This is a genomic window from Paratractidigestivibacter faecalis (assembly GCF_003416765.1).
In the GTDB taxonomy this organism is placed as follows: domain Bacteria; phylum Actinomycetota; class Coriobacteriia; order Coriobacteriales; family Atopobiaceae; genus Paratractidigestivibacter; species Paratractidigestivibacter faecalis.
The window spans coordinates 955615-969139 of record NZ_QSNG01000001.1 but is presented as its reverse complement, the minus strand read 5'-3'; the positions used below and the strand labels follow the sequence as shown (position 1 = coordinate 969139).

The window sequence follows — 13525 nt, the reverse complement described above, 5'->3', positions numbered from 1 at the left end:
AGCTATTCAGGTGGAACGCAGCTTTGGGGAACGGCTGATGGGTCTGCGCCATACTCAATTTGGGGCACCTGGCGTTTCAACGTCCGTTAGTACTGAACCTTTTAGCTACTGACTCGGGGCGGGCACTTTGTCGCCCGCCCATTCAATCGAGGAGGTGGATGCGATGATTTGCCGCAGCGGGATGCTGAAGCTCCAAATCAGACGGGCCTTGCAGTCAAAGACGCTGCCGTATGCGATTCTTGCCTTGATGGCGCTTGTGACCGTCTGCTTTGTTCAGTCCTGCCTCATGTTCTGGGGGCACGATAGGGGAGAGATCCCTTCTGCTGCGACGCAATGGGTGGGCAATGGGTTGAGGTCAAATGCTCAGCTCATCTCCTTTCTGGTCTCATATCTCCTCTTTCCCTTGACTTCGGCCATATTCTCCATGTGCCTCTTTGACGACAAGAGGGCCCGTGCCGCGTACATGCTTGCCCCTAGGTCGTCCATGCGGAGCTATCTGTGCTCGGGTGCCCTCTGCTCCTTTGGCATGGCCTTTGTCGCTACGCTTTTCGTGCTTCTGATTTCTCAGGCACTGGCATTTCTGGCCTTTCCGGCTGGCACATCGGCGGATGCCTATTACGGTGCCCTTGGTCAGTTGGTAACGAGTCAAGACGAGTTTGCCCTCTTGGCAACGCAACCCCTCTCGTCCCTGCTGTTCGGTAATCGCTACCTTCTCAACCTTGCGTACTGTCTCTATGACGCCTTCTATGCTGGGGCTATGGCGCTTGCCGCTTATGCCGCCTCCATCTATTTCAAGGGCAATCGGATGTTGCTCCTCGGCCTGCCGACGGTCATCTTCCTTGCTGCTTCTGCTGTCATGCCACAGGGCTACAACTTTGCCGACCATCTGCTTCCCGGGATGAATCAGGTGGCGCCGGTTGCCTTTATGATGGCGGCGCCAGCACTCATCTCCCTAGTCTCCGCGTTGGCGGTTGCCCTCTCGTCCTTACTCAAGAGGGACGTGCTCCTATGAGCGCGCGGCTTACGACAGATAGACGCCTTGCCGTCTCACTCGCCGCGATCTTGGCGTTTGGGATTCTCAGGGTAATTGTTGCCTCTCCGCAGGGCTTTATCTCGCCAGAGGGAACACTCGCGGCTGCCTATCTGACGTTTGTTGGCCCTGGGCAGGCGACGGCACTTTACGTCCCACTCTTCGCGATCTGCGCCAGCGGTCTCATTGGACGCTCACTCGCGTCCTGTTCGATCAGCCGCAATAGCAGCCGTCTCGCAGCGCTCCGCTGCGTCGTCCTTCGTGTCGCGCACGTGGCGCTTGCCTTTGCCCTGGCGGTCTTTGTTCCCTCGCTTGTTGCGCTGGCACTGAAGTCCGGCATCTCGGCTTCGGCTGGCTCCTGGGCTTCCTTCGCCTTTCTCCAGCTTGTCTACGAGGTGCTCTACTTTCTCGTGGTCGGGCTCATTGCCTTGACTGCAGCGCTTCTGACCGGGTCAGATGCCCTGACATTGGCCTTTGCGGTCGTCTACGGCGGAGTTGACACGTTCATCGCGATTCTTGTTGACTACCACGGCAGCTGGTGGACGGGTTGGATGCTCATGGGCTATGCGGACCCGTCAAATCCGCTTCTTGCCGCAAGCGGGCTCCTCAGACTTCTTGCCCTCGCCGCAGCCTTTGGCATTGCCGCCTGGCGGCTCATGCAAGGCGTTGACTTCTATGAGGTGTCCCATGAGTAGGAAAGGGGACAAAGGCGGACTCAGCCTCGTCGGCCTGCGTCGGAACGCGCTATTGGGCCTGCTTGTGTGCGCCCTGCTCAGAGGGGCCCTTCTCCTCTGGATTGGCATCGGTGACCCGGGGACGTGCGTGCTCTTTGCCCTTGCAGGCGGTGCCCTTGTGCCGAGGCTCATCGGGAGCTTCGAACCCTTCGTCCAGGTCATGAGCGTAGCTCCTGACCTTTTGGCGCTCTTGCAGCTTTCGGATTGCGTACCGTCGGCGCTGGGGAGAGAATCCTCATTTGCTCTTCCGAGGGTCGGCGGCAGAAGGCTCTGGGCTGGAGAGAAGTGCCTCCAGCTGGCGGCTTGTGTTGCCATCTACGAGACTGCCTCCGCGTCCGCGGTGCTTGCGATGATGTTCTTCTTGTCTGGGGCCGCTCCGGCCGTGCTTGCCGCACTGCTTCTGCCCGTGCTCCAGTGCGTACTTCTCGACTTCGCGCTTCTTCTCGCCCTTCTCTTGTGCGCCAACCTTCTCGCTCTTGGGAGAGAGACGATTGTCGCCTTTGCGACGGTCGCTGGCGTGCATGTTGCCGCGCTCCTTGCCCTGGCGGCCGTGCCGGGCGACGTGGCCAAGTCGCTCGCATGTTGGTTGCCGTCCGCCCGTGGCGTTCCGGCCTGGCACCTGAGCCTCTGCGAGCTGTGTGGCAACGCCTCTGACGTGGCGGTAGACATGAGCCTTGCTGTATCAGCCGCGGTGCTCCTTGCACTTTCCGCCGCACTTGCCCTTGCCCTTATCCGCTTGGTCCGAGGGACCGACCTCATCTGACGGGAGGCCATCATGGCAGACATCATCAGGGTCGCGGACGCGACGAAGGTCATTCGCGGAAGGACCGTGCTCGACCACGTAACCTTTGACCTCGAGCGCGGGGGAGCCTACGGCTTCCTCGGCGTCAACGGCTCGGGCAAGAGCATGCTCTTCAGGGCAATCTCTGGTCTTATCCATCTGACGTCAGGCACCATCGAGGTCTTTGGCGAGCAGGTGGGCAAGGGCGTGGACTTTCCCTCCAACATGGGCCTCTGCTTTGAGTCGAGCGGGTTCTGGGATGAGAAGACCGGCCTGCAGAACCTGTTTTACCTTGCGTCAATCAGGGGTGTCGTGGGCAACAAGGAGACAGAGTGCGCCTTGGAGCGCGTCGGACTTGACCCCAAGGACGTACGCCCCGTCTCTGCCTACAGCATGGGCATGCGTCAGCGCCTCACCATCGCACAGGCCATCATGGAGGCGCCGCAGCTGCTCATCATGGACGAGCCTACGAACGCCCTCGACGTTGATGGCATCGCGATAGTTGCAAATATCATCCAAGAGGAGTGTAGCCGCGGGGCAACCGTCCTTGTCTCCAGCCACAACGAGCCAACGGTGGAGGCGCTCTTTGACCGAACCTTCCAGATGGAGGCCGGACGGGCAAAAGAGGTGAGCTGACATGCGCGAGTACAGAAGCCTGACGCTGCCCCAGATGGGGAGAAGGACGTTTCTTGCGGCTTCGTTCGGACTTCTTGGCGTCTGCGCGGCAGCTGCGGCGGGCATGCGCATGAGCCTCACCGACTACAACGACGACCCGGGGGCGCTTGACGCGCTGAGCTACCAACTGACCCCATCGACCAAGAACATCGTCTCGCTCTACAGTGCCGAGCGCGTGCTTGAGGAGATGAAGGCCGAGGGCATTGACCCTTCGAGCTACTCGCTTGATGAGGCCAGAAGCCTTCTCACCCTGCCTGGAGAGGACGTCGAGGGGTTGGCAACCGTCATTCTCACGGGAAGGTTCACTGGTAAGAGAACCTACGTTTATCAGGCCTTCCGATCCGAGGTTGAGGTAACCGAGATCATTGGGGGAGAAGGGATTGCCGCGGGAGACCTCATCTTTGTCTATGACCCCTATGAGATCCGTCAGCCCGGCTTCTTCTCTGACAGCGGCGGCATCTTCACCGACAAGCGCGTGGTCTCTGCAACGGCTGATTGCCACAACAACGGCATGGCTCCCATGAGGGAGGGGCAGGAGTACCTCTTCTTCCTCGAGAAGAAGGACTTTCCCGTAGAGATGGGCGTGCCTGAGGGGGACCGTCTCTTCCTGCTGGTCAACCACACCTACCCGCGGATTCCCGTTGACGTGGCAGGGCATCCCGAGCGCATAGACGTCATTGACTACAGCACCTTGGAGACGCTTGACCATGGTACCTGGGTCGAGACCGTCATGCCTGAGATGACGTTTGGCGAGGCCTGCCAGTACGACGTCTTTGTTCAGGATCAGGACGCCGCCGACATCTACCGCATGACCAGTGCGGCCATTCTCTCGCGCGTGCTCGACGGCTAGGCCAGCAGCTCGCCCAGTGCGCTTATCGCCAGATCGACGTCGGCCTCGGTGTTTGCCCAGCCCAGGCTGAAGCGGATGGTGCCGGCGGGGAAGGTGCCCAGGGTCTTGTGGGCGCTGGGCGCGCAATGGAGGCCCACGCGGGTCTGGATGCCGTAGCGGGCGTCGAGGTCGTGGGCCACCTGGGCGAGGTCATGGCCGGGCGTCTGGATGGAGACAACGCCGGTTCGGCCCTCTGAGGTGGGGAGTCCCATCATGCGCACGCGTCCGGCGGCCGCGAGGGGCGCCAGCCCATCGATGAGCCGCTGGGAGAGCGCCTGCTCGTGGGCGCGGACCGCGTCCATTCCCGTCTTCTCGAGCCACCCAAGCGCGGCGGCAAGTCCGGCCAGGCCCGGGAGGTTGGGGGTTCCCGCCTCAAGGCGGTCGGGCATGAAGGAGGGCATCTCCTCGCTGTCTGAGCTGCTTCCCGTGCCCCCGGCGACAAGCGCCTCAAGCCCCTCGGCAAACGCCGGGTCAAGCACGCATCCGCCTGTTCCCTGCGGGCCCAGAAGCCCCTTGTGGCCGGTGAAGCAGACGGCGGAGGCTCCGCACTCCCGCATGTCGAGCGGGATGACGCCCGCCGTCTGGGCCGCGTCCACCACGAGCGGAACCCCATGGGCGTGGCAGACCTCTCCCACGGCGTCGACGGGCAGGACCGTGCCGCAGACGTTGCTCGCGTGCGTCATCACCACGAGCCGCGTCCGCGGGGTGATGAGGCGCTCCACCTCGGCGGCCTCGAGGGTGCCGTCCTGGGCGCACTGCGCGCGGCTGAACGTCACCCCCCGGGCGGCGAGCTGCGTGAGCGGCCTCATGACGGCGTTGTGCTCCATGCTCGTCACGACCACGTGGTCGCCCGGCGCAAGCCATCCCTTGAGGACGAGGTTTATTGCCTCGGTCACGTTCCTGGTGAGGACGACGTCCGACGGGTTTACCCCTCCAAACAGCTCGCAGAGCGAGCTTCGCAGGTCAAAGACCATGTCTTCCACGTCAAAGGCCGCGGCGTACTCCCCGCGGCCAACGTTGGTGCCAGCCTCGGTCATGTATCTGAACACGGCCTCTGCCACGCAGGGCGGCTTTGGAAATGTGGTGCTTGCGTTGTCCAGGTAGGTGTGCTCGGCCATGGCCTTCCCCGCAATGTACGCTGGTTATGCTTTGACTAGTATAACGGCTTACAATTTGTTAGTCTATTCTACTGTAAGTCATGATGAGTCTTTCTCGTCCGCTATATCGGTGGTCGGGAGCACGGGTTCGGCGGAAGGGGAGAGACGCGTGAGGATCCTGAACATCAGCGCCCAGAAGCCCGACGGCACGGGCAGCGGGACCTTCCTTGCCCAGACCGTCGCGGCCCAGGTTGCGGCCAGCCACCTTACGGCCGTCATCTGCGGCATAGACGATGGCGACGCCACCGACGCACTGCCTGCCCAGACGCTCGTCTTCCCGGTGCGCTTCAACACGTCCGAGCTGCCCTTCCACGTATGCGGCATGTCGGACGAGATGCCCTATGCCGCCACGCGCTACCGTGACCTCACGCCCCAGATGGTGGGGCAGTTCGAGTCGGCCTTTGCGGCCCGGCTCGACCGCGTCGCCGCCGGCGAGGCCGCCGTGGGCATCACCTACATCGACAACACCCTCGACGACATTCTGGCCGACGGCACCCTCGAGGTCGTCTACCCCAAGGAGGGCATGCCCTACATCCCCGACGGCGTGGCCGCCTTCGCCAACGCCGACGACGTCGAGGACGCCAAGCTCTTCATCGAGTGGCTCTTCTCCAGCGACGACAACCTCAAGGCGCTTGCCGACATCGACAAGAAGACCACCCTGCTGCTGGCCCTGCCGACGGTCTCCGGCCTGACGCTGGACTTCGACACGTCCCAGCTCATGGACGAGGACCTCTCCAAGTTCGGCTCCGAGCGCGAGGCAACCCTGGCCAAGTGGGACGAGGTCACCACTGGCAAGGAGGTCGTCTCCTCCAAGTAGCGTAGGCCATTGCGACCTATACTGAGTTCATCTGGCTCTGGGCCCCTTGCAGAAGCGAGGGGCCCTTTGTGGAAAGGAAGCTCTCATGGCAAACAACGTGCAGGTAGACGCCATTGGCGACGCGTGCCCCATCCCCGTGGTCAAGACCTTGAAGGCCCTTGGCTCCCTCCGCGGCGCGGGCATCGTCGAGACCCTCGTCGACAACGAGGTGGCCGTCCAGAACCTGACTCGCATGGCGCACGAGAAGGGCTGCGAGGTCTCCTCCGAGCAGCTTGGCGAGAAGCGCTTCCGCGTGACGCTTTCCGCCCCGGAGAGCGTGACCGTGGCCGACGGCGAGGCCGACCAGGCCAGCTGCCTGGTGCCCGCCGCCAAGAACCTTGTCATCCAGGTGAGCTCAGACACCATGGGCGCGGGCTCTGACGAGCTTGGCCGCAACCTGATGAAGGCCTTCGTCTACGCCGTGACGCAGCAGGACGAGCTGCCGCGCACCATGCTCTTCTACAACGGTGGCGCGCGCCTCACCTGCGAGGGCTCCCCCTGCCTCGACGACCTTCGCGCCCTTGCCGAGCAGGGCGTAGAGATCCTCACCTGCGGCACCTGCCTCAACCACTACGGGCTCACCGAGCAGCTCGTCGTCGGCGAGGTCACCAACATGTACGTCATCTGCCAGAGGCTCGAGCAGGCCACCAACTTGGTCCGTCCGTAGCCATGGCACGCGTCAGGAGGGACTACCTCGTCATCACGTTCGACACCACGACGGCGGCCATGGCCTGCGAGAAGCTCTGTCACAGCAAGGGGCTTCCCGGGCGCATGATTCCCGTGCCGAGCCAGATCTCTGCCGGCTGCGGACTCTCCTGGCGCGTGTTGCCCGGCGAGAAGGACGCGCTTCTCGCCGGGCTTGACGACGCCGGCATCCCCTGGGCGGCAGCCGACGTGGTGCAGCTGTGGGAGCTCGTGAGGGATCCGGCATGATCTACCTGGACAACGCGGCCACCAGCGTCATGCGACCGCAATGCGTCGTGGACGCCGTGTGCCGTGCCATGACGACCATAGGAAACCCCGGCCGCGGGGCGTGCGCCGAGTCCCTTGACGCCGGTCGCGTGGTCTGGGAGTGCCGCGAGAAGGTCGCGTCTCTTCTGGGCTGTGCGCGCCCAGACCACGTCTGCTTTGCGCCCAACTCCACGGCGGCTTTGAACACCGCCATAAACGGGCTGGTCAAACCCGGTGCGCATGTGGTCACAACGGTCATGGAGCATAACTCGGTCCTTCGCCCCCTGAACCGCCTCGCGGCCGAGAGGGGCGTGCGGGTGGAGCATGCCGGCACGGACGAGCTTGGCCGCCTTGGCTACGATGACCTGCGGCGCCTTTGCGCCGGCGGCTGTGACGTCGTGGTGTGCACGCATGCGTCAAACGTGACCGGCAACGTGGTTGACCTGCGGCTCGTTTCGCAGATCGCACACGACGCCGGTGCGCTTCTCATCGTGGACGCCTCGCAGTCCGCGGGGTGCATCCCCATAGACATGGGCGAGATGGGCATCGACGTGGTCTGCTTCACCGGTCACAAGGGGCTCATGGGCCCTCAGGGCACTGGTGGCCTCGCCGTGGCCGAGGGCATTGACGTGCGGCCCTGGAACATGGGCGGCACGGGGGTGAGCTCCTTCGAGCCACTGCAGCCGGAGAGCTGGCCGACGCGCCTTGAGGCGGGGACCCTCAACGCCCATGGAATAGCCGGGCTCTCCGCCGCGCTGGAGTACCTCGAGAAGGCCGGTGGCCCCAAGGCGGTGGGGGAGCACGAGCGTGCCCTTGCCGCGGCGTTTGCCGAGGGGGTCCGCGGTCTTCCCGGCATTCCGCTCTATGGCGACCTCGGCCAGCCCGCGCGCGCCGCCATCGTGAGCCTCAACGTGGGAGAGCTCGACTCCGGCGAGGTCTCAGACATGCTGTCCCAAGCCTTCGGCATAGCAACCCGCCCCGGCGCCCACTGCGCACCGCTCATGCACCGTGCGCTCGGAACCGAGCAGCGGGGCGTCGTGCGCTTCAGCTTCGGTTGGTTCAACACGCAGGAGGACGTGGCTGCCGCCATCGATGCCGTCTCCGAGATTGCCTGCGGCTAGCCGTTTCCCTTCTGTCGTCGCCTTGGGGCAAACTCCGTCATTTACGGACGTTTTGGCCCCAAGACTGTCCACCAATGACGGGGTTTGTCCTACTACCAGACAAACTCCGTTATCGGGGGACGTTCCGAGCCCCTGAATGTCCGTGCGCAGCGGAGTTTGTCTTTCTGCCCCAAAAAGGCGAGAAGTCCCTTCCTTAAGCAAGTTCTTTGCGGAGCGTAACTTGCGTAGGAAGGGGCTTCTCGGTTTTTGGGCAAGACGGTGACTTAGAACGGCGTTACCGTGAAGGCGAGCTCTCGGCTCTGTCCGGGCGCGAGCACCATCGTTGAGCGCTTCTCCTCGAACCTCTCGCCCTCGTCGTAGGCGCTCGCGCAGCCGTGCCAGGGCTCCACGGCCACAAACGGCGCCTCAGTGCTGGCCGTCCATACGCCCAGGTAGTCAAAGCCGGGGAACTCCAGCTCCACGCCGTGGTTGCTCCTCTTGCCGACGAGCGCCACGCGGCTCTGGGGCACGTCGTGGAAGACGAGCGTGGCGTGGCGGTCGATGAGCTCGTGGGAGAGCGCAAGCTCGCGGGAGTCCTCCATGAGCTGGGTCATGCGGCCGAAGTCGTGGATGCCCTTCTCGTCTATGGCCGGGACGGACGGGCTCCACGCCTTGGCAAAGACCAGCGCGTAGTCGTCGAAGGTCTCGCCCTCGGCCCCTGGCATGGGCACGTTGAAGGCGGGGTGGCCGCCCAGGGTGAAGGGCAGGTCCACGTCGCCGGTGTTGGTCACGGCAAAGCGCTGAGCGAGCGAGGTGCCGTCGGTTGAGTAGGTCATGTTGAGGCGGAAGTCAAAGGGGTAGAGCTCGCGTGTGGCCTCGTCGGAGTCAAGCTGGAAGGTCACGGAGGACTCGCTCCTCTCCACGATGGAGTGCTCGCGCGTGCGCGCGATGCCGTGCCGCTTGAGGCGCACGGGCCCCTGCGCGCTCATGGCCTCGTCGTTTTTGAGGCAGCCGACGATGGGGAAGAGCACGGGGGCGCGGCGCGGCCAGAACTTTGGGTCTCCCTGCCAGAGGTACTCGCCTCCCGCGCAGGTGAGGCTCATGAGCTGCGCGCCCATGGAGTCGACGGTTGCGGTGATGTCTCCCTTTGAGATGCGGGTCAGCTCTGACATGGCGCTTCCTTTCCGTGGCTGGCGGGCTAGGCCTCCGGCAAGCGGCGTCCGCTTGCGGGTGAGCGGTACCTTTTGGGCGCGCTTGGCGGCCGTTTGTAAACTTTACCGCTCGTCGCGCGGGCGGCGGGGGACAATCACCCTTGTGACCGCACGTGGTATCAAACGCTTCAGTATGTGGTAGACCCGCCCGGCACCCGCCGGCCAAAGGAGGTTCGCATGATCATCGAGGAGCTCTCGCACTACGGCATCGCGCACACCGACGACATGACCTGGATCGACTGCTCGCCCGCTGTCCTCATCGAGAAGGCCGTGGACAGGGGAGAGGGCACCCTCACCAGCACCGGAGCGCTCGCGGTAACCACGGGCCAGTACACCGGCCGCTCCCCGCACGACCGCTTCGTCGTTGACACCGAGGACGTCCACGAGAAGATCGCCTGGGGCGAGGTCAACGTCCCCATGTCCGAGGACGACTACGCCCGCATCAAGGCCGAGGTCATCGCGCACTTCTCCGAGCGCCGACTCTTCGTTGTCCACGGCATCGCCGGCGCCGACCGCCGCTACTCCCGCAAGTTCTGCGTCATCACCGAGCTTGCCAGCCAGGCGCTCTTCGTCCACCAGATGCTCGTCCGCCCCACCGAGGAGGAGCTTGCCAGCTACGGCCTGGCCGACTTCGTGGTCATGGCAGCCCCGCGCCTGAAGCTTGACCCCGCCGTGCACCACACCAACTCCGAGGCCGCCGTGGTCATCAACTTCAAGGAGCGCGTGGTCCTGGTCGTGGGCACCCAGTACTCCGGCGAGATCAAGAAGGCCATCTTCTCGGTCATGAACTACCTGCTGCCCGTCGAGGACAACGTGCTTCCCATGCACTGCTCCTGCAACATGAACCCCGTGTCGCACGGCACCACGGTCTTCTTCGGCCTCTCCGGCACCGGCAAGACCACACTCTCCGCCGCCGAGAACCGCAAGCTCATCGGTGACGACGAGCACGGCTGGGCCGACGACGCCGTCTTCAACATCGAGGGCGGATGCTACGCCAAGACCATCAACATCACCGCGGAGACCGAGCCCCAGATCTGGAACGCCATCCGCTTTGGCTCCATCTGCGAGAACGTGGTCTTTGACCCCAAGAGCCGCGTTGCGGACTACTTTGACACCTCGCTCACCGAGAACGGCCGCGTGGCCTATCCGGTGGAGTTCATCGACAACGCCGTGCTCAAGGGCAAGGCCAAGCGCATCCCGGACGTGGTCATCTTCCTCACCGCAGACGCCTTCGGCGTGCTGCCGCCCATCTCAAAGCTCGACAAGAACGCCGCCATGTACCACTTCATGACCGGCTTCACCTCAAAGGTCGCCGGCACCGAGCGCGGCATCAAGGAGCCCCAGCCCACCTTCTCGTCCCTCTTCGGCGAGCCCTTCATGCCGCTTGACCCCATGGTCTACGGAGAGATGCTCGGCGAGAAGATCGAGCACGGCGGCACCCGCGTCTACCTCATCAACACCGGCTGGACTGGTGGCTCCTACGGTGTGGGCAGCCGCATCAAGCTTAGGTACACCCGCAAAATGGTCGAGGCCGCCCAGTCAGGCGTCATCGACGACTACGACTTCGTCCACGACGAGCGCTTCAACCTCGACGTTCCCACGAGCTGCCCGGACGTCCCCTCCGAGCTCCTGGACGCCCGCAGCACCTGGGCCGACCCCGCCGAGTATGACCGCGTGGCCGAGTCCCTGGCCCAGATGTTCGTCGACAACGCCGCCGCCCGCCTGACCTCCATGTCCGACGAGGTGAGAAACGCCGGCCCGCACCCGCTTGGGGTGGCGTAGGGCTCGAGCCTCCAAGAAGCCTGAGCTGTGGGGCCCCGGATCGTCCGGGGCCCTCTTTGTGCGTGGGCCCGCCCACCGATTCGTGCGGCGGGGGAGCGTGGGCCGCGCGCTATGTTTTAGGGGAAAGGCAGTCGTTTGGGGGACGTATGGTCTGGTGCGTCTGGACGGCGGTTCTGGCAGCGATGCCGTATGGGGTGTATAGCTTTGGGCCGCTGATTCCCGGGCAAGTGAGCATAGCGGCCTTCGGGCTTGCCGTCATGCTCTTTGTGGTGATTGCTCTGCTCGCGTCCTGCCTGGGACAGGGGTGGCAAGGGATTGTTGCTCGGGCTCGCCTCATTGTGGTGCGCGTGGGCTGGGTTGCCACGGCCGGTTTGGCTGCGGCCGAGGTCTATGCACTCGTGCGGGGCAATGTCGGACTTGACACGGTTGAGCAGATTGCTTTTAACGACGTCATGTCGCTTGTTGAGTTCGTGTGTGTGATTGCGGCGGTGTCCTGTTGGGCGCTTTCGTCCGCGGGACTGGGCCTCGTGCGGGAAAGTCCCTCACGCGCTCGGCTGATTGGCTTGTTCGGCGTTGGGGGAGTCTGGCCGACGGCATGCGTCCTTGTTGCGATCGCACCGGGCTTTGATTCGACTTTTGCCGCATGCACTCTGTGTGCTGCGGTGTTTGCGCTCGCCTTGCTTGGTGCTCGGCGGTGGCAGGCGAGGGGTCGCTCGGCTTTGGATGTCCCCGCGTTGCTCGCGGGTCATATGGCGTTTCTGGCATTCCGGAGCTTCGTGGGCGAGTATCGTTCGGACCTCTTGGACGCCGGCCTTCCGAACACCGCCTTCTATGGCTTCTTTCTGGTGCTTGTGATCGTGCTCACGCTTGTCCAGCTGGTGCGGGTGCGGGGGGCTGGAGAACGGCGGGAGGGGGAGACTGGTCCTCTGGCGCACGGGGAGTATGCGGAAGAGGAACGGGATATCCCTGGCGATTCCGCTGAGCGGCGCATGGAGCAGCGTCTTGCCAAAGCGGCAAAGATACCCTTGACCGAACGCGAGGCCGCCGTGCTCGCTCGGACCGCTATGGGTGCCACCGTGGTTTCCATTGCGACCGAATTGGGAGTTGCCCAGGCAACTGTCGCAACCTATCGGCATCGTGGCTACGAGAAGCTGGGTGTGGGCGGTGCGAGGGAGCTCAGAGAATATGCCGCGGCGCTTGATATGAGCGAGGAGCCGTCTGCGACCAAGGAGGCCAAGCCCTCTTCTTGCGAGTCGGGTGCAGCTCAAAAGCGCGGCTCCTTTGTGCCGAAAGCCATTGCATGTGCGCTTATCGTGCTGGTGCTGCTCCTTGATACGGTAAATAACGTTCAGATTGGCGAGCACTGGTACCACAGGGGTACGTTCTACCTCACGTGGGCCGTGTCATGCGTGCTTGCCGTTGTCTCTTTTGCGAGGATGCTGTCTTTTCACCAAACGACGGAGAGCCCACGCGGTGGGCAGGGGCCCTTGGAGCTTGCGGCCACGACGGTCCTTTCCCTCGTCGTTGTGTGCCTGATCTCTGCGGGTTCGTTTTGCGGGTGGAGGGGAATGTGGCTCTACAAGATCTGGGGACCCTCCCTTTTGCTGGTTGCGTCTCTTGTGGTAGGGAGGGCATCGCTGCCAAGGGAGGGATATGCCTCGTTCTGGCGTACCATGCTCAGCGGCTTTGACATCCTCTTCTCCTCTCCGCTGCTGCCCCTTTTGGCCTCTGCTGGGATTGCGGTGACGTATTACTGGGAACTGTATTTTGCGGGGTTCGTGACCGACTGGATCTACGTCCTCTTTCCGGCACTCATCTCCCTGGGTGTTGTGATATTCGTCTATCAGACGCGGATTGCGGCGGTTCCCGTCTCCGAGCCAACGGAAAAGGAGCGTGACCGGGCGCTGCATTACTTCAAGGGCCGTGGCATAGATGGTTTGAGGGCCGAGGTCGTGATAGACCTTGCGTGTGGCTACAGCGTGCCGGAGGTGTGCCGGCGACGGCATACCACGCCGGCGACGGTAAGGTCGTATCGTCAGCGCACCTATGATGACTGCAAGGTTCATTGCATTGACGACCTGCGAAAACTCCTCGTCGAAGAGGTAGGGTTTACAAACATGGAGCGATTGCATCCCCAAAAGTGACAGACAGAAGTCGCCACATGGCGCATGCTCTCACCCAACGTCAGCGCATTTCAATTGCGGGGGTGCTCAATCGTGGATGCAACCTATTATCAGAGGGCGCTCAAGTCGAGGCTGCTGGTGCTTGCTGGAGCGGCTGTCATTGCTCTGGGACTTTGCCTTGCTCCTCGTCCTGCGCTGGCGAGCGAGCTCATTGGTGGCGGCGTTGAGCCAATCCT

Annotated in this window: 13 protein-coding genes; 11 read left to right on the top strand and 2 right to left on the bottom strand. The window is 63.4% G+C overall.

Annotated features, from left to right (window positions below; genetic code table 11):
• Window positions 1-154 precede the first annotated feature (154 nt).
• The 5 genes from DXV50_RS04285 to DXV50_RS04265 are packed head-to-tail and all read left to right on the top strand — an operon-like array spanning window position 155 to window position 4070.
• The gene (locus DXV50_RS04285; RefSeq protein ID WP_147556683.1) at window positions 155-1012 is read left to right on the top strand and encodes a hypothetical protein; all 858 of its coding nucleotides are present in this window, start codon (window positions 155-157) and stop codon (window positions 1010-1012) included.
• A complete protein-coding gene (locus DXV50_RS09845; protein ID WP_117204955.1) occupies window positions 1009-1725 on the top strand; it encodes a hypothetical protein in 717 nt (238 codons plus the stop codon). Before DXV50_RS04285 ends, DXV50_RS09845 begins: the two co-directional genes overlap by 4 nt.
• Window positions 1706-2527 (top strand): hypothetical protein, encoded by an 822-nt coding sequence (locus DXV50_RS04275; protein WP_147556681.1) that lies wholly within the window; start codon window positions 1706-1708, stop codon window positions 2525-2527. Before DXV50_RS09845 ends, DXV50_RS04275 begins: the two co-directional genes overlap by 20 nt.
• A 12-nt stretch (window positions 2528-2539) precedes the next feature.
• Window positions 2540-3181 carry an ABC transporter ATP-binding protein gene (locus tag DXV50_RS04270; RefSeq protein WP_117204953.1) on the top strand — a complete coding sequence of 214 codons (642 nt, stop codon included), beginning with the start codon at window positions 2540-2542 and terminating at the stop codon, window positions 3179-3181.
• Window position 3182: 1 nt separating this feature from the next.
• Entirely contained in the window at window positions 3183-4070 is an 888-nt protein-coding gene (locus DXV50_RS04265) for a hypothetical protein (RefSeq protein WP_117204952.1), read from the top strand.
• On the opposite strand, the gene DXV50_RS04260 is transcribed toward DXV50_RS04265, so the two are convergent.
• A complete protein-coding gene (locus tag DXV50_RS04260; RefSeq protein WP_117204951.1) occupies window positions 4067-5227 on the bottom strand; it encodes an aminotransferase class V-fold PLP-dependent enzyme in 1161 nt (386 codons plus the stop codon). The genes DXV50_RS04265 and DXV50_RS04260 overlap by 4 nt on opposite strands.
• 148 nt (window positions 5228-5375) lie before the next feature.
• On the opposite strand from DXV50_RS04260, the gene DXV50_RS04255 reads away from it, so the two are divergent.
• The 4 genes from DXV50_RS04255 (at window position 5376) to DXV50_RS04240 (ending at window position 8194) form a co-directional block, all read left to right on the top strand.
• On the top strand, window positions 5376-6083 hold the full coding sequence (locus DXV50_RS04255) for an extracellular solute-binding protein (protein ID WP_198666406.1): 708 nt from the start codon (window positions 5376-5378) through the stop codon (window positions 6081-6083).
• An 85-nt stretch (window positions 6084-6168) separates the two neighbouring features.
• Window positions 6169-6789: a sulfurtransferase-like selenium metabolism protein YedF gene (gene yedF, locus DXV50_RS04250; RefSeq protein WP_117204949.1), complete on the top strand. Its 621-nt coding sequence runs from the start codon at window positions 6169-6171 to the stop codon at window positions 6787-6789.
• Window positions 6790-6791: 2 nt separating this feature from the next.
• Complete coding sequence (locus DXV50_RS04245; protein WP_117204948.1) at window positions 6792-7055, top strand: DUF3343 domain-containing protein; 264 nt, start codon at window positions 6792-6794, stop codon at window positions 7053-7055.
• On the top strand, window positions 7052-8194 hold the full coding sequence (locus tag DXV50_RS04240; protein WP_117204947.1) for an aminotransferase class V-fold PLP-dependent enzyme: 1143 nt from the start codon (window positions 7052-7054) through the stop codon (window positions 8192-8194). The genes DXV50_RS04245 and DXV50_RS04240 overlap by 4 nt, the downstream gene beginning before the upstream one ends.
• A gap of 263 nt (window positions 8195-8457) precedes the next feature.
• On the opposite strand, the gene DXV50_RS04235 is transcribed toward DXV50_RS04240, so the two are convergent.
• Complete coding sequence (locus tag DXV50_RS04235) at window positions 8458-9345, bottom strand: aldose 1-epimerase family protein (RefSeq protein ID WP_117204946.1); 888 nt, start codon at window positions 9343-9345, stop codon at window positions 8458-8460.
• A 216-nt stretch (window positions 9346-9561) separates the two neighbouring features.
• On the opposite strand from DXV50_RS04235, the gene pckA reads away from it, so the two are divergent.
• Window positions 9562-11166 carry a phosphoenolpyruvate carboxykinase (ATP) gene (pckA, locus tag DXV50_RS04230; RefSeq protein ID WP_117204945.1) on the top strand — a complete coding sequence of 535 codons (1605 nt, stop codon included), beginning with the start codon at window positions 9562-9564 and terminating at the stop codon, window positions 11164-11166.
• A gap of 146 nt (window positions 11167-11312) precedes the next feature.
• Window positions 11313-13310 (top strand): helix-turn-helix transcriptional regulator, encoded by a 1998-nt coding sequence (locus DXV50_RS04225; protein WP_117204944.1) that lies wholly within the window; start codon window positions 11313-11315, stop codon window positions 13308-13310.
• Window positions 13311-13525 lie beyond the last annotated feature (215 nt).